Genomic DNA, 17,866 nt, shown 5'->3' with positions numbered 1-17,866 from the left:
TCCGATGACTAAAAAGCCTCCCAAAACGGGCGGGCGGGTCGGCGACGGGTCGGCGGGGGCGCGCTCGCCGACCCGACGCAGTGAGCGGACTTGGTCGCGGTGAGCGGACCGGATCGCGGGCGCGTCGCTACCCGCTCCGGCGATACGGAGCCGCGGTGATTTCCCGGCGGAGTTCGCCGAGGGACTCCCGATCGGCTCCTTCGGTCATCTCCGTGACGACCGCGAGGACCTCCCGCCTAGATATTTTCACGCCCGTCGACGAGAGGGCGTCTTCGGGTCGGGCGAGGAGCTCGCGCAGCGTCCCGACCGCGAGCAGGAAGGGAATCGCCCACGCCTCGAGGGTGTTGCCGTCGCGGAGCGGGATCGCCTCGAGGTACGTCTGCGCGTCGTCGAGGAACGAGCCGGCGTACTCGGCGGTTCGTCGGACGACCGACGCGGCGCGTTCTTCGTGCCGTTCGTCGACGACGCCCTCCTGCGGGACGCCCGCGTCCCGAAGCCACTCCGCCGGGAGGTAGACGTTGTCCTCGGCGGTGTAGTCGTCGTAGACGTCTTTGGAGATGTTGACGAGCTGGAGGAGCAGGCCGAACTCCTCGGCGGTGTCGTACAGCCGACGCCGGCGGTCGGCACTGACGTCGTGGCGCGTCACGAGGTTGGTGATGAGGTTGCCGACGGTACCCGCGGCGTAGTAGCAGTACTCCTCCAGTTCGTGTCGGGTCTGGATCCGGAGCCCGCCGTCGTCCTCGTAGCGCTCGACGAACTCGGCCATCCCCTGTACCAGCTCCCGTGCCGGAGGGACAATGGCCCGTTGGACGTCCGACGGGAGGCTCTGGAACGTCCGGAGGACGCGTGGGGAGTCGCGAACGACGGCCCAGTCGTCGGTCATCTCCTCGTCGTCCGGGAGGAACGGGTCGACCTCGCGCGCGAACGTATCCGCGCTCGTCTCGTCTTCGGGATCGAGAACCGCGTCGTAGGTTCGGAGGAGATTCGTCTGATCGGCGGGCGGGATGTGCGAGGCGTCTTCGACGGTGTCTGCGATCCGGCAGACGAGATACCCGAGGCAGATGTACGAGGACATCGGCTCTTCGAGCACGTCCACTGTGAGCGCGAAGGTACGAGAGACCCCCTGAACCGACTCGTGACACCACTGGAGGTCGGCGTGGTCGACTCGGGGGCGTTCCTGCTGAGACATTCGGAGTGCCAACTCCTACGGCGTGTGGGATAAAAAGCTTCGTGGCACCGATCGACGCTGTTCTGCGGCCCTGATACCGAGTGTGCTCGGCCACTCTCGGCGATCGCCCACCCCGTTGGTGGCGGTCACCGGGACACCGCGAGTACGATCAGTATGGTACGTCGTCGATACGCCGGGAAGTACGTCGCCGTCGTCCCTCGGGTACGTCGCCGTCGTCCCGCGAATGCGTCGTCGTCCTGCGATTACGCGTCGTCGCGGCCGTCGACGCGTTCCGAGAGCCACGCGTACTGGGACTCGACGCCCTCGATCCCGGCGGTCGTGAGCCGGTAGCTGTCGTGGATTCCCTCGGTCTCGCGCTCGACGAGCCCGCTGTCGACGAGCGCGTCGAGACTGCCGTAGAACGATTTCGGGTCCAGCCGCGTCCCGTAGTGGCGTTCGAGCGCCGTCTTTAGTTTCTGCCCGCGGAGCGCGCCCGCCTCGTAGAGCAGCGCGCACAGGTCCCGGCGACGACCGCTCTGGAGCCAGCGTGACATCGCCGGATCGTCGGCCCGGCGGACCACGTCACTTTCGCTTTCCCCCTCGCCGCGCGCCGAACCGGTACCTTCGACACCTCCGACTCCGAAGCGCGGGTATGTCAACCGAGGAAGCCACGGCGAACGGGATCACCGCCCGCTACCACGAGACCGAGACCGAGCGCGTGTTGACGTTTGAGGGCGACGGACGGACGGCCGCGATCGCGCAGAACACCGAGGGATACGCGATGCTGAAAGTGCGTCCGACCGAGGACGGCGATGAGCTCGAACGCTACTACGGCTTCGAGATGGCGCTCGATCACGCCGCGGAGTTGCTCGGCGTCGCGCCGTCTGCCCTGCCGGTCCCCGACGCGGCCGCCGATATGGGGATGTAAGCGACGGCGGGGCGATCACCGTAGTCAGTCCCGCCGCCAGTAGAACCGCGGCCCGAAAAAGAGGTACGCGAGCGAGAGAAACAGGAGCCCGTAAGCGAATCCCTCGCCGAGGGTCCCGACGAGCTTCCGGCCCGTCCGACCGGCGAGGAGGATCGCCCCCGCCTGTACGACCCCCATCACGAGGGCGTCCTGCGCGTGGAGGTCCGGGTAGGTGATCGGCGCGAGCATCAGCCCCGAAAGCAGGAAGACGAGCGGCACGAGGACGACCGGACTCGTGAACCCGGCAAGCACCGACGCGCCGAGGATCGTCGCCGCGAGCGTCGTCTGAACGCCCTCCGTCTCTGCGGCGTCGCTGTCGTAGGCGGTGTAGAGCCCGAGGCGCGTGACGGCGGCGGCGACGAAGAGCGCGCCCCCGGCGAGCGCTATGAGCCCCTTGGTCGATCCGAGCCCCCAGGCGTCGGCGACCGCCATCGCGACGAGCAGCGCCGGCGCGACGCCGAACGACGCGACGTCCGCCAGCGAGTCGAGGTAAGGGCCGACGGCGGTGCCGCCGCGGCGGCGGGCGACGACGCCGTCCAGCGCGTCCGCGATGGCCGCCAGCAAGAGTATTCTCGCGGCGAGTTCGACGTCGACAGTGGTCACGACGGCGGCGACGAACCCGAGCGCGGCGTTGGATATCGTCACCGCGTCGGCGAGACCCAGCCGACCGACGAACCGCGGCTTCATACCTCGCCGCACTCGGAGGACCGGCTTACCTCTTTACATCCGGACCGAGCAGACGGCGAGCGCGCCACCGAGCGCACCAAGATCCCGAGCGCTCCGGGACCCCGAGTGGGCTCACGTGTGGCCCGGGATCGGACGACATTTAGCGCTCGCGCTCCCATCCCCGATATGAGACGGACGAGAGCATCGGAGCGCGGGGCCTCTCGTCGCCGCGTTCTCGCCGGTATCGGCGCCGTGGCGGTGACCGGACTCGCCGGCTGTTCCGGTTCGAGCGCGGAGGGCGACTACGACGTCGGAATGACCCCGACGGCGTTCGACCCGCGGACGATAACGGTGGCCACCGGTGAGACCGTCGTCTGGCGAAACACGAGTTCGCGCGGCCACTCCGTCACCGCCTACGACTCGGGGATCCCCGAGGACGCCGAGTTCTTCGCCAGCGGCGGCTACGAGACCACCGAGGCCGCACGCGAGGGGTACTTATCGGAGTTCGGCGGCCGTATCGACAGCGGCGAGACGTGGTCGCACACGTTCGAGGTGCCCGGCGAGTACGAGTACTTCTGCGTCCCGCACGAGCAGGCGGGAATGGTCGGAACGGTCGTCGTCGAAGCGTGAGTGCCCGCCGCTGACCGGCGGCGAAACCGTCGGCTCGTCGCCCCGTCTGTCGTCGCAAAAATCGGATTCGATAGCGTCGCGTCGAATTACGCGTCGTCGACCGCGACGTCCTCTTCGTCGACGTCGACGGCGGCCGCCTCCTCGGCGGCGACCTCTTCGGGTCGCGCCTCGAGGGTGAGCTTCTGGACCTCCACCCGGCGGAGCGGGTAGATCGTCTTCGCCTCGCCGTAGATCGCAGATGAGAGCCGGCCTTCGATGACGCTGTCGACGAGTTCGTCGAACGTCCGGTCGGCGGCGGCCTCCTCGACGAGGTCGATCATCACCCGACGGATCGCCTTCTCCTGGCTGCGGTCGGCCTTCTTGGTCGTGAACGCGACGGGCTGCAACTGGACGCGGTAATCGTCCGTCGTCAGCACCGTGATCGCGACGTCGACCTTCGAGGCCCCGCGTCGGACGAGGCTGCGGACGTAGTCGCGCGCGAGCTCGTGTTTGACGAACTCGGTGTAGGCCGCGTCGCTCGCGACGTCGTTCACCTTGAAGGTGAGCTTCGTGTTGTTCTCGCCCTGATCGCCGGTGATGTCGCCGAGGGTGACCTCGACGGTTCGGCCGTCGACCTTCTCGGGCTCGTCCGCGAAGGTCGAGCCGAGTTCGGTCCGGTCGAACTGCTCCGGCGCGATGAGGGTGTACCATCGCTTTCCGCGCTTCTGCTTCGAAACTGATCGTTCACTCATAGTTGTGTGTCCGTGTATGTGTCCGTGCCGCATCGACGATGGCGTCGGCCACCGTCAGGTTGACCACGGTGTCGTCCACCGTGGACTGCAGCCCGCCGGTCGTCTCGCGGGTGATCGCCGTCGCGAGCGCGTCGCCCTCGACGACCATCGACATCGAGTCGGTGTTGTCCGGCCGAAGCGACGCCGCCACCGTCTCGGCGTCGGCGTGCGTCGTCCGCAGGCGGGCCGTCCGCGCCTCGCGCTCGCGAGCCGCGGCCGCGTCCGGATCCCTCGGGTCGATCGGATCCGGTGGTTCGTCGGTCGTCACGTCCGTCGGTTCCGTCGAGTCCACTCCGTCGGTCATCTCACTGCCTCCCTGACCGCAGCGATGACGTCCGCGTCGGCGGCCGCCGCGTCGAAGCGGGCGACCGCCTGCGTCGCGTCGCCGGTCCACGCCGCGTCAGCCGAGACGAACTCCGAAGCGAGCGCCGCGGCGGCGGCGTCGGCCCCGGACTCGGTCGCGGCCAGCGCGGCGACGCCGTCGCCGAGGGCGACGACCACCGGCTCCGGCGAGCGGAAGTCGCGGACGAGCCGCGAGAGCGTCGACAGCCGCCCGGGCGACCCATCGACGTCGTCCCCGTGCACGACGAACACGCCGTCGTAGCGGCCGGTGTGTCCCGACCGAACGACCTCGTGGACCGCCTCGGCGTGGTCGCGCCACGCGTCGAGCGCCGAATCGCGGCCGCCGTGTCCGAGCGCGAGCGCGACGCCGGTGCCGGGGCGCTCCCGGGCGGCGGCGTTCAGCACGTCCGCGAAGCCGCCGAGCGTCGCCATCGGGGCGTCGGGCGTCGCGTACGGCCGCAGCGCGCGTTCGACCGCGGTCGCCGCCCGCGGGGTCGCGTCGCCGTCGCCGGCCACCGCGAGCGCGAGCAGCGACGCGACCGATCGGCGCGTCTCCGCGTCGCTCGTGCGGTCGTCGCCGCGCTCTGCGGCGTCCGCCGAGAGCGACAGCGACGAGAGTTCGTCGACGACAGCGTCTCTATCGCCCGAGAAGGGCGCGTGAAACAGCGTCGAGTGGGCCAGCCCGTCGACGAGGTCGGAACCCGGGATCGCGACGCCTGGACGGCGCGCGATCGAGTCCGTTTCCTCGGCCGATTCGAGCAGCGACCCGGCGACCGATCCGGGATGGGCGCCCGCGGCGACGACGCCGGCGAGCGCCAATACCGGATCTGGGGCCGACTCGTCGCCCCCGGAGTCGCACTGACGGCCGAGAGCCGCCGCGACGTCGTACGCGCGGAGGCTCGCCGGGCCGTCGTCGGTCGTGATCGCGACGTCCGCGTCCGACCGGTCCGCGCCGACGGCGACCAACAGGCCGTCGTCGGACGCCGGAGCGTCGGCTCCGAGCGCGTCGACGCGCACGTGGAACGGGACGCCGACGCGTCTGAGGGCCCGCGCGAGCAGGCCGGCGGCCGCCAGCGCGTCGCCGTCGGCGCGGGGGAGCACGCGAACGAACGCCGCCGCGGAGAGCGCAGTCGCGACGCTCTCTGTGGGGGCGTCGGCGGTCGCGGCGGTGTCGGATCGGGAGGCCATCGTGGTGTGGGGGGCGCGTGCGTCGCGTTACGCGTCGAGGAGCTTGACGGCGAGGTCGAACGTGTAGGTGAAGTCCTCGTCGAGTTCGTCACCGCGGTAGTAGTTGACGAGGCGACGGATCTTCGACTCGGTGTTCTGCAGGGCACGCTTGTTCTGCATGTCCTGCCCGTTCTCGTTGACGTGGCGGCGGAGGCGCACCGCACGCTCCATCAGGTTCCGGAGGTCTTCGGGGATCTCCGGGGCCGCGTCGTTCTCCTCGAGGATCGTCGTTACCTTCTTGTCGGTCGCGAGCTTGACGTCGGGGACCGGAACGCCCTTGACGCCTTCGTCGCGGAGCGTGAGGCCGATCTGACTGGGATCGTAGCCCTGCTCTGCGAGTTCGACGACGCGCGCTTCGATATCGTCGGGGTCGACGTCGCTCCACTCCGGGGGTTCGTCTGCCACCGGCCTGTCCGAACCGGACGAGCCGCGGCGGCGGGTGTGCATTCGTGCCATTGGTATCTTGGTTGGAACGGCACAGACCGCAGAATACGCGATGTGACGGTGCCGATTCGTCGACAGCGTCGCACTTCCGCAATCCCAAGCCGCGTGAGCGCGGCGAGTCAGATTTGCGGCCGTGCTGTTCCCATCTACACTCACCGGCGAGGTCGACAAAAGGATTGCGACCCGCGGCCGCCGTCGCACAAGTCGAAGCCCTTAAGAACGAAAGCGGAATACCTCAGAGTGCGTTTCGGGCTCGTAGATCAGGGGTAGATCACTCCCTTGGCATGGGAGAGGCCGCGGGTTCAAATCCCGCCGAGTCCATCAGTATTCCTCCGTCGTAACCAGGGTCCAAGACCGCAAGGTACGGACCTTGAGACGGACGGACTCGGCATTTTTGGGCTACGAAACACTCCCTCAGCAGAGAGAGTTCAACAGTATTCCAAGCGCGGGTCGACGCAGTCACGCGATTGGGCTCAGGGATGGAGGTGGTTACAGTGATTTCTCGCTTCGAGGAGTCAGGAGCCACTAATCCTATCTGTGAGTTCTGTGGCTGCGAAATCGAGTACGCCGGACAGCGCTGCGCGGCGCTCAAGGAGGGAAGATGTCGACCATAGCGCGAAAGCGGACCGCGAGGGTCCACAACCGTTCCAAAGTTCTGACCCTCAGCGGCGAGTGCTTCCGTGTCTATAGAGTCCAACAACTAACTTCCCAATCATTACGGGAAGTGGTTGGACGCCAACCAACTCCACAAGCAATAGCGGAGGTGGTTGAGCGTGTCTAACGTCTCGCCGCTTTGGTTTGAGCGTTACGACGCCGCGAGACGGGACGGGGGTCGGTGGTCACGATGACCGATCCGGACGATTTCTTCGACCAGCTCGACGACGCTGAAGCCGTCACTAGCGATGAAACAGATTCCGTTCAATCATCGGTTGAGCAGGCAGAGAGTGACCGACTTCGATCTGCTTCACGGATTAACTCTCCCCCGGCTTCCTCTCGACCAGCACGACGTCGACCTGTTCATACAGAGTATATCGCTCGATGTCGGTTCTGTCGGTGTAAATTCAAGGAACAATCGCTTGCAATCTTCCACGAAGGGCGGTGTAAGGCAGAGACGTTCGCACAGTGTCGCTACTGCAACAAAGAGCATCAGACGACCGAGGAGGCGAAAGCTCACCTGGAATCCTGTGAGGCGTACCACAGCGCCTTAGAAGAGGAAGAAGACCAAGAGCAGTCGAAAGAAGAGACCGAAGCTCAAGATGAAGAGCACTTTTCGCGCCTCTTCATCGATCCGCAACCGCACGAGTTCCACGCGTACCTCAAATGGGACTGTGCGGATCGCGAGAATCCGCTTCAGTCCTACTTCGGGCTTCGGTCACTCCAAGGCGAGCACGACTTCGAGGATCACGGGCGGTTACGGGCCGCCGTCGATATCGATGGAGACGAATGGACGGTCGAGTTCGGCTTCAAAAAGTCAGGTATCGCCCCACGTGATTCGCCAAACTTCGAGCTCGACGAGGTTCGAGAGTATCTGATCTACGTCTATCCGAGTGCATACTCTTCTTGGGAAGACGCTAAATCTGAGGCTCGAAAGCGCGCGTACTTCCGAATCTCACCACGCTGGCCTGATATTGAAACCAAGGAAGGCCTACGCTCGATGTCGAATCCGTGTGACATCGAGGGCTACGACGTCGAGGTCGAGGGATCCAACTGGGACTTCAAACAGTATCCTGTCGTCCTACAGCAGGCACTCAGCGCGCTCGCGGAACGACAGGGATTCCGATTCAACAGCCCGACGCCAATCCATCCAGAAGACTTCGTGCCTGAGCGCATCCACCGCTCGTCAAATATCGTCGACGCGGAGCTGTACGTTCGCGTCAAAGACGGAGAAACGGGACAGATCATCGCGTACGACGGCGCGCTACATCGGATCTCGCTCCTATTGGCTGGCGACAGAGAAGGCTATGCGAAGTCCATCCGCGACGACCGAGAGTGTCCCGGTCACTATCAGACGGCGACCATCGGTTCGAGACGGGCCGGTGAACTCATCGGCGACCACGAACTCGCAAAAGAGTTCAAGCACTACTATATGCGTAATCCGGATGCAGTCGAGGGTACCGTCCTAGAAAACCCGAAGGTCGGCGTTTCCTTACAGAACTCGGTTCACGACGGGACGCTGTATTGGGATGACCTCGACCAGCTCGTCAAAGAACTCGACGAGGCGTTATTGAACGTCTTGGACTGGGCGAACCTTCCGACTGAACCCGATAACGAGATATTCGTCGCTGACGACTACTTCGAGGTCTCGGGGTCACGACGCTGGCGGAAACTACTCCCCGATCAGCTACCGCGGATTGAGTCGAAACAGGATGACCAACTGTTCGCGACAGCAACGCAAATGAACTCAACCGACGCTGAGCTCGTCGACACGCTACTCACAGACGGTGGGAAGACGTCGCCCAAAGAGTTAGCCGAATCTATCGGTGTCCATCTAGACACGGTCTACCGAGCGCTGAAGCGTCTCTCGCCGCTCGTCGATCATACCTATGGCGAGGTACAACTCGGCTCGAAATACATCGCTCAGGAGCTTACAGGCTACATCGATTCAGTCTCAGAGAGCATCCAATCCGGATGGGAACACGCTCTTGATGGGCTCACCCGGGCGGAATCGTATGGTGATGACGACCCGTGGAGTCAATGGCTGGACAAATACGGTGGAAAGATCAGCCGGACGGAAGGGGCCGATCCCGACGACCTAGATATTGGGTTCAAGCCGTCGACGTTAGACGAGGCTCGTCAACTCCTTCGCGAAGGAGCTCGGCGGTGGGCAGAGGTGACTGGGGAGTCGCTTCGACAGTTCGCCTTCGAGTTCGCGCCGGCAGTTACGACGGTCGATGGGAAGCGATACGCGCCGGAGTACTTCGCGTCTGCACTCGGAACCCCCGGCTAGCGCGGCGACTCCTGAGAGGCATCACTATCGATTACATCATTTAGCGGGTATTTTTGCTTGTTTTTGGAGTGAATAGCGAAGCTTCGAGTATTGATTCTAGTGCGTGACTCAACAACGTCGAACTGATTTTGCTGATTCCGAGGCGGGGTACCCAATTCTCCGTTAGGGGTGTGGCTAAGGAGCCACCTGAATAAACCACTGCCTCGCTTCGCTCGGCAGATGTCCAGCAGAAACCGGGGTTGGTCGGCGCGCCTGACTCGGCGCGCCTTGCCATCACCCGACCAACAGTGGATCGAGTTCCTATTGGACGTCAGTTATGAACTAGATCCCCTCGGTTACGATCCTCTGCCTTCTGAATACGGTACGCCGAAGTGTCCTGGCTAGAACTACCCTTCTGCTTCCTGGCTTTCTTGATACACCTGATGACGAAGATGCTCCGTGATCACTTCCTGCACTTCGTCGTTGTCCATAAACTCGGCGAACAACTCTTCGTTCTGGTCCATTCGATCAATGAACATCTCGGTGAGCGCACTGTCGAATTCCAGAGCGAAGTTCTCGCGACTATTGACCTTTGCAGACCTTCTGAGGTGATCATCTTCAAGCGCGTCTTCCTTCAACTGTTCTAGGAATAGCTGGTCAGCCTCGGTAAAGTCAGTCCCGAGCTTTTCGTTGATTTTCTCAACGATAGTCGAGAGTTCAACTTCGTCGTCCTCGCTCCCCCCACCAGTCCCTGTCTCTGTCGGCCCCTGTACTTCTCCGTCGGTCTTGTCTAGTTCAATGTCTCCTTCTTCCGACTTTTCGAGACGGTAGTACTGCAGCGCGAGTTCGTTGTCGAACTCAACACTCGGCTGGCCTGATCCCTTGGGGAGTTCCTTGTAGAGGAATCGGCCGAAGGTGTACAGCTTTTCGAGATGTGTATCCGCATAGCTGACGATCTGTGACTGGAACTTATAGAGACGGAGGAACGAGCGGAGGGTCGATCGGAACTCCTCTTGCGTCTCTTCGTTCGAGATCATAAACTCGTCACGCGCAGGCTGCACCAGACTACTCAATTTTGCGTGTGCGCCCTCTGTCCCTGTATTTTCAGGGTCAAAGAAGACTTCCGCGAATCGGTCTACGTCACTCTGATCGTAGATCCGGAACGCTTTCAACTCGCTCGCGAGCTGCTGGAGGTGTTGCGGATCGGTTTCCTCGGTGACGGTGGTCTTCCCATAGAAGGGTTCGAATGCCTCCTTGATCTCCGATTGCTCGTTTTCGAAGTCGAGGACGAACGTGTCCTCTTTCCCGGGATGTGTCCGGTTCAGACGCGATAGCGTTTGGACCGCCTGAATCCCGGAGAGCTTCTTATCGACGTACATCGTGTGTAACAGCGGTTGGTCGAAGCCGGTCTGGTACTTGTCGGCGACAACAAGAACCTGGTAGGCTTGACTGTCGAAAGCGTTCGGAAGCTCGGATTCCTTGATCCCGTCGTTCATTCCCTCTTCAGTATAGCTTCCACCATCGTCTTCGACGGTCCCCGAGAATGCCACGAGCGCGCTGAGATTGTACCCATTCTCCTCAATGTACTCGTCAAGGGCTTTCTTATATCGGACAGCGTGAGAGCGCGAGGAGGTGACGATCATCGCTTTCGCTTTTCCACCGATCTTGTGCTGCGTGTTGTTCCGGAAGTGCTCGACGATAATCTCGACCTTCTGTGAAACGTTGTGCGGGTGGAGCTTCAGGAATCGCGAGATCGCTTTGACCGCTTTCTTCTCCGGCACCTGCGGGTCTTCCTCGACGACCTTCGCGACGTTGTAGAACGTCTCGTAAGTCGTGTAGTTCCGAAGTACGTCGAGAATGAACCCTTCGTCGATAGCCTGCTGCATCGAATAGAGGTGGAACGGCTCGTAGCCACCATCACCATCGGGCTCGCCGAACATCTGGAGAGTCTTCGCTTTCGGCGTCGCAGTAAATGCGAAGAAACTGAGATTCGGCTGCTTGCTTCGAGCTTCAGCACTCGCGACGATGGCATCCTCCGCGTCGTCGATTTCCTCTTCGTCGACCCCGGAGAGGATACCCTTCATCTCGGCCGACATCTCCCCGGTCTGGCTGCTGTGTGCCTCGTCGACGACAACCGCGTAGTCTCGCTCGGGGAGCGACTGCGTGTGTTCGATGACGTACGGGAATGTCTGGAGCGTAGTGATGATGACCGGCTTACCGGCTTCGAGTGCCTCTGCGAGTTCCTCCGCTTTCGGACCCTTTTCACCGGTAATACCGTGAACTACGCCGGTCTTGTGGTCGAGTTCGTAAATGGTGTTCCGGAGTTGTTCGTCCAGAATCGTCCGGTCGGTGACGACGACAACGCCGTCGAAGACCGCATCGTCGTCAGCGTTATGGAGCGAAACGAGCCGGTGAACCAGCCACGCGATAGACTTGCTCTTCCCGCTTCCGGTGGAGTGCTGAATGAGATAATCTTCTCCCGACCCTTCTTCTTTCGCGCTATCGACCAGTTGACGGACGCACTCAAGCTGGTGATATCGTGGGAAGATCAGTGTCTCTTCTTCCTTGACGGTGATACCGTCTTTTTTGATCTCCTCTGTGTCGATGTGGATGAACCGTTGGAGAATATCCATCCAGCTGTCTTTCTCCCAAACCTCTTTCCAGAGGTAGGCGGTCCGATGGTCGCCTTGGCGCGGAGGGTTGCCGCCGCCCTTCTCGTGGCCCTTGTTGAACGGTAGGAAGTTCGTGTCCTCGCCTTCGAGTTCAGTTGTGTAGTAGATCTCGTTCTGGTCAATCGCGAAGTGGACGAGTGCGCCGCGCTTGAATCGAAGGATGGGTTCGCTTGGATCGCGGTCCTCACGGTACTGTTCGCGGGCGTTGCGGACTGTCTGATCGGTGAAGGTGTTCTTGAGTTCCGCGGTCGCAACCGGAATTCCGTTGACACTCAGCGCGAGGTCGATGCTCTGATCCGGGTTCGTCGCAGAGTGGTGGAGCTGCTGGGTTACCCCGAGGACGTTGGCGTCGTACTTCCGCTGTAGTTCGGGATTGATCCCCGTGTTTGGTCGAAACGTCGCGAGGTCAATCTTCGTCCCGGTGGTCCGGAGGCCATGTCGTAGCAGTTCAAGGGTCCCTTGACGTTCGAGTGCGCTAGTGAGTTCCTGTAGGAAGCGCTGACGTGTGTTGCCCTTGTGGGCGGTCTCCAGTTTGTCCCACGCCTCCGGCTGCGTCTCCTTCACGAACGAGATGATCTGTTGGGGGAAGAGGCCGCGCTCGGCGTCGAACCGATCGCTCGGCACGCGTTCGTAGCCGCGGTCAAGCAACGCGGCCGCGATCTCGTTCTCGAAGGCTTTCTCGTCGTAGGGTTTACTCATTAACTGTGAGCTTGAGCAACATCTTACGTCCCATACATATCAATCTGGCCCGTGACCGCGGCGGTGATAAGAGCTTGGCGTTTCTCTTCGAGGGTAGCTATCGCCTCATCAATGGTGTCCGACAATCGATCTATAGCCCTAGTATTTTTGTTTATTTGGCTAACTATTTCTTTTTGTTTTGTTATAGGAGGCAATGGTACTCTAAAGTCTCCAATCTGTGCAAAATTCACAGCATCTCGTGATGTCCCTGTCTGATTTGCGAATATCTGGCGCTGGACGACAGTTGAAGAAACTACAAAATTGAGATATGCTGGAATAAGCAGGTCAGTCTTTGGCCTTAGAATACAAACGTGTTGATTAACATTTGCCGGTGGGACCCCACCTTTAACCAGAGAAGACCGACCGAGAGATGCTCCTGTTATATTTAATAATACATCTCCAGGCTCTATATGGGTCGAACTCATCTCGTTGTGAGTCTCTCGAGGGATATAGGCAACATCGGTTAAATCAAGGCCTCGATCGGTAACATTCTGACTTCTAATAAATGTAATTCCTTCTTCGACATACGACTCACTACCACCATCCGGTGTTTCACCACTACCGATTTTTTTTGTTATCCACTTGAGTTTCCCCTCTTCCCAATTATCAGGTGTCCGCCTATCTAGTACAGGCAGAGGGCCCTTCGTGGTTGCTTGTTCCCCTTTGCCATCCAGAACAGCTGAAGAAATCAGAGATCTACGCCTCTCTGCCAATCTTTGTTTTAGTCTTTTCTTTGATTCAATTAGGTCGTCGATCGTATCACATTGCTGTCTGATTTCCGAGGCGATTTTTTCTGTGTCTTTCTCACTAGAATCGGTGACACGGAACTCTTCTAAGAACTCAGTTGGAACCCGTTGTTGTCCCGCAACTCCGCGCATCGCTGTTTCAGCTTCATCCATAAATGGTTTAGAACGGAGAACGTACCAGAGAAATTCCGTGCTTACTCCCTCTCGTGGTCGTAGAATATGTAATTCTGTAGTACCGAACCCGATTCCATTCTGTAGACCTCGACAGATCGCACCTTTTCCGTTTTCGAACGATGGTGTGATCTTCGCTATCGCAATATCGCCTTCTCGAAAATACGTGTAGCCATCGTAGACCTCATCTAAGGCTCGAGTCTCCGTGTTTTTGATTTCGCCGTCAGTACCAAAATCTTCGAGCGCAACAAAACTTACCACCGTTTTCGGGTCGAGGTCAGAGATTTCGGATTTCGTTGGGTTGATCTCTGCGAGGTGCTTTAGTCGGATTGTTTTGGAATCTTTCGATTGTTCCTGTTTATCAACAAACTCTCCAATGTCGGCCTGTTTGCCCATTACTCCGTCACCTCACTCAGCAGCTGGATGATCTCGTCTTCCAGCTCACGAATCTCCGAGTCGATTTCCTTTAGCGGCCGGGGAGGTTCGTACTCGTAGAAGTACCGGTCGAAGTTGATTTTGTACCCGACGACACCGAGTTGACCATCTTTGTCGTCGTGGTACTTACTGCTCTCGTTGATCCACGCGTTCTCGACGTGCGGGGCAACTTCCTCCTCAAAATAGTCTCGCGGGTCTGTTCCCAGCGGCACGCGCTCTCGGTCGCGCAGATCGGTATCATGCTCTGGATTCCCCTTGCTATCGGTCACGATCTCTGCGTCGTCGTTCTTCTCACCGAGTGCGCGCTCGATCGCGTTATGAACGCTATTGCGCACGTTGATCCCGTGCTCCTCAAAACAGTTCTCTACAGCACTCATGAACTTGTCGCGGTCCATCCACAGCTTCTCGGCGTCCAACTTCCTCAGGGCATCCTTCACCGCGTCCTGTGTCTCCTCGTCACGGTTCGTGAATGCGCGTTCGTCGTCAAGGCTCTTGATGCGCTCTTCCGTCGCCCTGAAGCTCATCCGAAGAGGGCGATCGATGACGATCCGTCGATAGCCGAACTCCTCCGTTGGCACGACCTTCGAGCGTCCATTCGCCTCCAAGTCCCCGAAGATGCGAGAGATCTCGTTGACGTGTTCTTGCGCGAGTTCGTGGCGCTTCTCCCCGAGACTGTCGTCCATCTCTGCGTACAGGTCCTGCGCGTCTATCAGCTGGACCTTGTTTTTCCGCTCCTCGGGCTTGTCGTTCGAGAGCACCCAGATATAAGTGCGGATGGGCGTGTTGTAAAAGAGATTCTCCGGCAGTCCGACGATCGCTTCCAGCCAGTCGTTTTCGAGAATCCACCGTCGGATCGCCGATTCCCCGCTGTTTGGTCCACCGTTGAATAACGGCGATCCATTAAACACGATGGCAATCCGCGAACCACCTTCTTCAGGTGGCTTCATCTTGCTAATCATATGCTGGAGGAAGAGGAACGCGCCGTCGTTGGTCCGTGGCGTCCCCGCGCCGAACCGACCGGCATACCCTTCCTCCTCGTGTTCGCGTTCGATCTCTTCTTTCACCTTCTTCCAAGAGACCCCGAACGGGGGATTAGAGAGTATATAGTCGAACCGCTTGCTGGGGAAGCCGTCTTGGGTGAAAGAGTTCCCGTAGACGATGTTATCGGGCTCCTGTCCCTTGATGAGCATATCCGAGTTACAAACGGCGTATGACTCGGGATTCAGTTCCTGTCCGAAGGCGTGGAGGCGTGCATCGTTGTTGAGTTGGCGGACGTACTCTTCGGCCACACTGAGCATTCCCCCCGTTCCACACGCCGGGTCGTAGACCGTTCTAACCGCACCCTGCTCAGATAACGCCTCGTCGTCCTCCTGGAAGATGAGGTTCACCATCAGCTCGATAACTTCACGCGGCGTGAAGTGCTCGCCAGCGGTCTCGTTGCTGAGCTCGTTGAATTTCCGGATGAGCTCCTCGTAGATGTACCCCATCTCCTCATTCGCGACCTCATCGGGATGGAGGTCGATCTCCGTGAACTGTCGAACTACTTTATAGAGGAGATCGGCATCATCGAGGCGCTGAATCTGATAGCCGAAGTCGAACTTCTCGAAGATCTCCTTTGTTTCCTCGTCGTACTGATTGATGTAGTACTGAAGATTATCCGCGATATTCTCAGGGTCGTTGCACAGGGCCTCAAACGTGTACTCACTGGTGTTGTAGACCTCGGCATCGGCTGCCTTTTTGAGCGACGGAGCAACGTTTTCGATACCCTGCTCCTGGAGTTGCTCGTGGCGTTCTAGGACATCGTCTTTGTTCCGCGCGGTCACACAGTCGAGCCGCCGGAGAACCGTCAACGGGAGAATGACTTTCTGATACTCTGACTGCTTGTAATCCCCTCTGAGGAGGTCGGCAATAGACCAAATAAAATCCGCCTTCTCATTGAAGTTGTCGACCATCTATGCCGAGACGAGAAACCACGTCTGAATAATAGTTTGGACCTGATCCTGCTAAGGATCTGCCGTCTCTCCTTGACTTTCTGATTGTTGTGGAACGCCTCCAGAGATCCCACGAATCGCAACTGAGCCGGCCAGTCAGGCTTCTTCAGTAAATATCTCTAGTTCAGTTCTGTCGTACCCGTACGTGTCCATTGCCCGTTCCATAATCCGAACGCAATCGTTCGCGGAGAAGTTGGTTTCGAGGTACAATTGGGTGTCCGATATTTTTCGGGGTTTGACGAGGTTCGACTGCTGGCCTTCCTCGACGAAGTAGCTTCTCTTGCGGCCCTTGATCTCCGTGATCGGCTCGTGATCATCGGCTTCGCGGAGTATCTGTGTAACCGCCGTGGAGAGAGTGTCTGCCCAAGTGTCGACGTCGTAGGTCTCGCCAAATATTTTGAGTACAGAGGGGGTCTTCCCGGTGTAGTCGTCGATCTCGGCGGGCCTTTTCTGCTCTGGTCTGTCGGAGATCTCTTCTCTGCTAGCGTTCTTCAGGAGTTTGTTAACCGTCTCCGCGAACTCTTGATATGCTCCTTGGAGGAAGACGAACTTCTCGCTCTGCTTGTCGTACGCGTATTTTTCAGCGACCTCGTGGACGCCGCGTTCGGCTGTGGATAGGTTCTTGTCGGGATTCGGTGTCCACATATCGAGTAGCTCAATGTCCCTGTTGCCTCTTCTGTACTGTCTGAGGGTGTTATCGATGTTCGTGGACTTACCGATCTTGATATCCATAATTTTGAGGCCAGAATACTCTAAGTGAGAAATCTTGATTGCGTAGACAACTTCATTCATAGGCAGGCCTTGCGTGACTGGTGTCTTGAGGTTTTCCCGAGAGAAGGAGTAGAGTCAAGACTGACGGTGTTTCGAATCCCGCACGATCCAAAGCTGCTGATGGCAGTGTTCCGAGCCTAGGAACGAGCGTAGACCACGCATTACATAACCGCGCTGACCTCGATATCACTCTCGTATTCTGACTTTGAAATCCCATATTCCTCCTGAAGCTCTCTCTGTCGCGCAACAAGCTCACTACGAATGGCTTCGGAGTATTCTTGGAGATATTCCTCCCCTTGCATTAACTCAGTGTGGAGCGGCTTCACTTCGGAGTAAGCCAGCTGATTTAACTCATCTCCGTGGGCTTCCCAGAACTCATACAATTCAGAATTCTCCCCGTATTCATCGACTTGCCCAAGGATGCTACTCATAATCACGAGGCGATTACGCCCATACTCTAAATCACTAGTATATTCAGACTTCTCGAAGATTTCTTTTACGAATGGGTCGAGTTCTTCTCCAATTGTGTCTGCCAACCGAGATAAATATACTAGCAGCCAATCATATGCCTCCATCTTTCGAAGTAGTATCGGGCAATCACTGCGGAACCGCTCAGCAGCCACCGGATCGAAATTTCTCGAACTTATCACGGAAGTTGGAGATTCGCCCCAATTATGGTACTCTAATCCGTCGTGGTACATCCACCTATTTTCTCTCTTGTTATCTTCTAGATACTCGATATTATGAGCAAGAATTCGTATACTCGGGTACACTATATTCGAGATTTCGTCTATCACGAGAGGTCGATAGCGGTCCTTTCTGATTTGGTCTAGTTCTCTGCGATTCTGTCTAACTGTGTAGAGCGTTATGCCCGCTAGTGCGACCGTTCCAAGCGCAGCGAGACCTGAAACGACCGTAGATGAGACTCCTACGTCGATTCGTCCGGTGATGCCGAGTGCGAGAATAGCTACGACAATAAAAAAGAGCAGAATCAGCAGGACACCGAGTAGCAAATCAAATATCCCGGAGCGGCTGGGTCGCATCATTTACTGTTGGATAATTGCCGTGCCCGTTAATAATTGGTATTCGAGGTATCACTCTCTCTGCCGGAAATGATTCATTGGGCCTGTTGAAATCCTAGTTATTAGACTAAAGCGGGCTGAAACAGCCGGTCGCTGAAGAGTGCGAGTCACCGGCCGTAT

The 17,866-nt window shown here is 59.1% G+C and carries 15 protein-coding genes and 1 tRNA gene; 4 read left to right on the top strand and 12 right to left on the bottom strand.

The features are described from left to right. Window positions 1-127: 127 nt before the first annotated feature. A complete protein-coding gene (locus ACT3HL_RS08660; protein WP_445086426.1) occupies window positions 128-1,189 on the bottom strand; it encodes a squalene/phytoene synthase family protein in 1,062 nt (353 codons plus the stop codon). Window positions 1,190-1,431: 242 nt separating this feature from the next. Next, window positions 1,432-1,722, bottom strand: a complete 291-nt coding sequence (locus ACT3HL_RS08655; RefSeq protein WP_445086425.1) for a DNA-binding protein — start codon at window positions 1,720-1,722, stop codon at window positions 1,432-1,434. 98 nt (window positions 1,723-1,820) lie between these two features. Here ACT3HL_RS08655 and ACT3HL_RS08650 point away from each other — a divergent pair, with 98 nt between their 5' ends. After that, window positions 1,821-2,096 carry a DUF7111 family protein gene (locus ACT3HL_RS08650; protein ID WP_445086424.1) on the top strand — a complete coding sequence of 92 codons (276 nt, stop codon included), beginning with the start codon at window positions 1,821-1,823 and terminating at the stop codon, window positions 2,094-2,096. 24 nt (window positions 2,097-2,120) lie between these two features. Here the strand turns inward: ACT3HL_RS08650 and ACT3HL_RS08645 are convergent, their stop codons facing one another. Next, window positions 2,121-2,822, bottom strand: coding sequence for a protein sorting system archaetidylserine synthase (locus ACT3HL_RS08645; RefSeq protein WP_445086423.1), 702 nt, complete (start codon window positions 2,820-2,822; stop codon window positions 2,121-2,123). Between the two features lie 165 nt (window positions 2,823-2,987). Here ACT3HL_RS08645 and ACT3HL_RS08640 point away from each other — a divergent pair, with 165 nt between their 5' ends. Next, the gene (locus ACT3HL_RS08640) at window positions 2,988-3,431 is read left to right on the top strand and encodes a plastocyanin/azurin family copper-binding protein (protein ID WP_445086422.1); all 444 of its coding nucleotides are present in this window, start codon (window positions 2,988-2,990) and stop codon (window positions 3,429-3,431) included. Window positions 3,432-3,517: 86 nt separating this feature from the next. On the opposite strand, the gene ACT3HL_RS08635 is transcribed toward ACT3HL_RS08640, so the two are convergent. The 4 genes from ACT3HL_RS08635 to ACT3HL_RS08620 are packed head-to-tail and all read right to left on the bottom strand — an operon-like array spanning window position 3,518 to window position 6,226. Next, on the bottom strand, window positions 3,518-4,162 hold the full coding sequence (locus ACT3HL_RS08635) for a 30S ribosomal protein S3ae (protein WP_445086421.1): 645 nt from the start codon (window positions 4,160-4,162) through the stop codon (window positions 3,518-3,520). Beyond that, a complete protein-coding gene (locus ACT3HL_RS08630; protein ID WP_445086501.1) occupies window positions 4,155-4,442 on the bottom strand; it encodes a KEOPS complex subunit Pcc1 in 288 nt (95 codons plus the stop codon). The genes ACT3HL_RS08635 and ACT3HL_RS08630 overlap by 8 nt, the downstream gene beginning before the upstream one ends. Before the next feature lie 59 nt (window positions 4,443-4,501). After that, on the bottom strand, window positions 4,502-5,731 hold the full coding sequence (locus ACT3HL_RS08625; RefSeq protein ID WP_445086420.1) for a hypothetical protein: 1,230 nt from the start codon (window positions 5,729-5,731) through the stop codon (window positions 4,502-4,504). 27 nt (window positions 5,732-5,758) lie between these two features. Next, window positions 5,759-6,226: a 30S ribosomal protein S15 gene (locus ACT3HL_RS08620; protein ID WP_445086419.1), complete on the bottom strand. Its 468-nt coding sequence runs from the start codon at window positions 6,224-6,226 to the stop codon at window positions 5,759-5,761. A gap of 237 nt (window positions 6,227-6,463) precedes the next feature. Here ACT3HL_RS08620 and ACT3HL_RS08615 point away from each other — a divergent pair. Both ACT3HL_RS08615 and ACT3HL_RS08610 read left to right on the top strand, forming a co-directional pair. Next, window positions 6,464-6,535: transfer RNA gene (locus ACT3HL_RS08615), tRNA-Ala, on the top strand. Window positions 6,536-7,058: 523 nt separating this feature from the next. Then, complete coding sequence (locus ACT3HL_RS08610; RefSeq protein WP_445086418.1) at window positions 7,059-9,161, top strand: DUF7845 domain-containing protein; 2,103 nt, start codon at window positions 7,059-7,061, stop codon at window positions 9,159-9,161. Window positions 9,162-9,547: 386 nt separating this feature from the next. Here ACT3HL_RS08610 and ACT3HL_RS08605 read toward each other — a convergent pair whose 3' ends face one another. The 5 genes from ACT3HL_RS08605 to ACT3HL_RS08585 form a co-directional block, all read right to left on the bottom strand. Continuing rightward, a complete protein-coding gene (locus ACT3HL_RS08605) occupies window positions 9,548-12,511 on the bottom strand; it encodes a DEAD/DEAH box helicase family protein (RefSeq protein ID WP_445086417.1) in 2,964 nt (987 codons plus the stop codon). A gap of 23 nt (window positions 12,512-12,534) precedes the next feature. Next, window positions 12,535-13,863, bottom strand: a complete 1,329-nt coding sequence (locus tag ACT3HL_RS08600; RefSeq protein WP_445086416.1) for a restriction endonuclease subunit S — start codon at window positions 13,861-13,863, stop codon at window positions 12,535-12,537. Beyond that, on the bottom strand, window positions 13,863-15,854 hold the full coding sequence (locus tag ACT3HL_RS08595) for an N-6 DNA methylase (protein WP_445086415.1): 1,992 nt from the start codon (window positions 15,852-15,854) through the stop codon (window positions 13,863-13,865). The genes ACT3HL_RS08600 and ACT3HL_RS08595 overlap by 1 nt, the downstream gene beginning before the upstream one ends. 135 nt (window positions 15,855-15,989) lie before the next feature. Further along, the gene (locus tag ACT3HL_RS08590) at window positions 15,990-16,685 is read right to left on the bottom strand and encodes a GIY-YIG nuclease family protein (RefSeq protein WP_445086414.1); all 696 of its coding nucleotides are present in this window, start codon (window positions 16,683-16,685) and stop codon (window positions 15,990-15,992) included. A 140-nt stretch (window positions 16,686-16,825) separates the two neighbouring features. Then, window positions 16,826-17,707, bottom strand: a complete 882-nt coding sequence (locus ACT3HL_RS08585) for a hypothetical protein (protein WP_445086413.1) — start codon at window positions 17,705-17,707, stop codon at window positions 16,826-16,828. Between the last annotated feature and the right edge of the window lie 159 nt (window positions 17,708-17,866).

Source organism: Halobellus sp. GM3 (genome assembly GCF_052545375.1).
This window is presented reverse-complemented; position numbering and strand designations above follow the sequence as displayed.

Coding starts and splice junctions, on each gene's coding strand:
- ACT3HL_RS08660 (WP_445086426.1), bottom strand. CDS start 1,189: ATGTCTCAGCAGGAACGCCCCCGAGTCGACCACGCCGACCTCCAGTGG.
- ACT3HL_RS08655 (WP_445086425.1), bottom strand. CDS start 1,722: ATGTCACGCTGGCTCCAGAGCGGTCGTCGCCGGGACCTGTGCGCGCTG.
- ACT3HL_RS08650 (WP_445086424.1), top strand. CDS start 1,821: ATGTCAACCGAGGAAGCCACGGCGAACGGGATCACCGCCCGCTACCAC.
- ACT3HL_RS08645 (WP_445086423.1), bottom strand. CDS start 2,822: ATGAAGCCGCGGTTCGTCGGTCGGCTGGGTCTCGCCGACGCGGTGACG.
- ACT3HL_RS08640 (WP_445086422.1), top strand. CDS start 2,988: ATGAGACGGACGAGAGCATCGGAGCGCGGGGCCTCTCGTCGCCGCGTT.
- ACT3HL_RS08635 (WP_445086421.1), bottom strand. CDS start 4,162: ATGAGTGAACGATCAGTTTCGAAGCAGAAGCGCGGAAAGCGATGGTAC.
- ACT3HL_RS08625 (WP_445086420.1), bottom strand. CDS start 5,731: ATGGCCTCCCGATCCGACACCGCCGCGACCGCCGACGCCCCCACAGAG.
- ACT3HL_RS08620 (WP_445086419.1), bottom strand. CDS start 6,226: ATGGCACGAATGCACACCCGCCGCCGCGGCTCGTCCGGTTCGGACAGG.
- ACT3HL_RS08610 (WP_445086418.1), top strand. CDS start 7,059: ATGACCGATCCGGACGATTTCTTCGACCAGCTCGACGACGCTGAAGCC.
- ACT3HL_RS08605 (WP_445086417.1), bottom strand. CDS start 12,511: ATGAGTAAACCCTACGACGAGAAAGCCTTCGAGAACGAGATCGCGGCC.
- ACT3HL_RS08600 (WP_445086416.1), bottom strand. CDS start 13,863: ATGGGCAAACAGGCCGACATTGGAGAGTTTGTTGATAAACAGGAACAA.
- ACT3HL_RS08595 (WP_445086415.1), bottom strand. CDS start 15,854: ATGGTCGACAACTTCAATGAGAAGGCGGATTTTATTTGGTCTATTGCC.
- ACT3HL_RS08590 (WP_445086414.1), bottom strand. CDS start 16,685: ATGAATGAAGTTGTCTACGCAATCAAGATTTCTCACTTAGAGTATTCT.
- ACT3HL_RS08585 (WP_445086413.1), bottom strand. CDS start 17,707: ATGCGACCCAGCCGCTCCGGGATATTTGATTTGCTACTCGGTGTCCTG.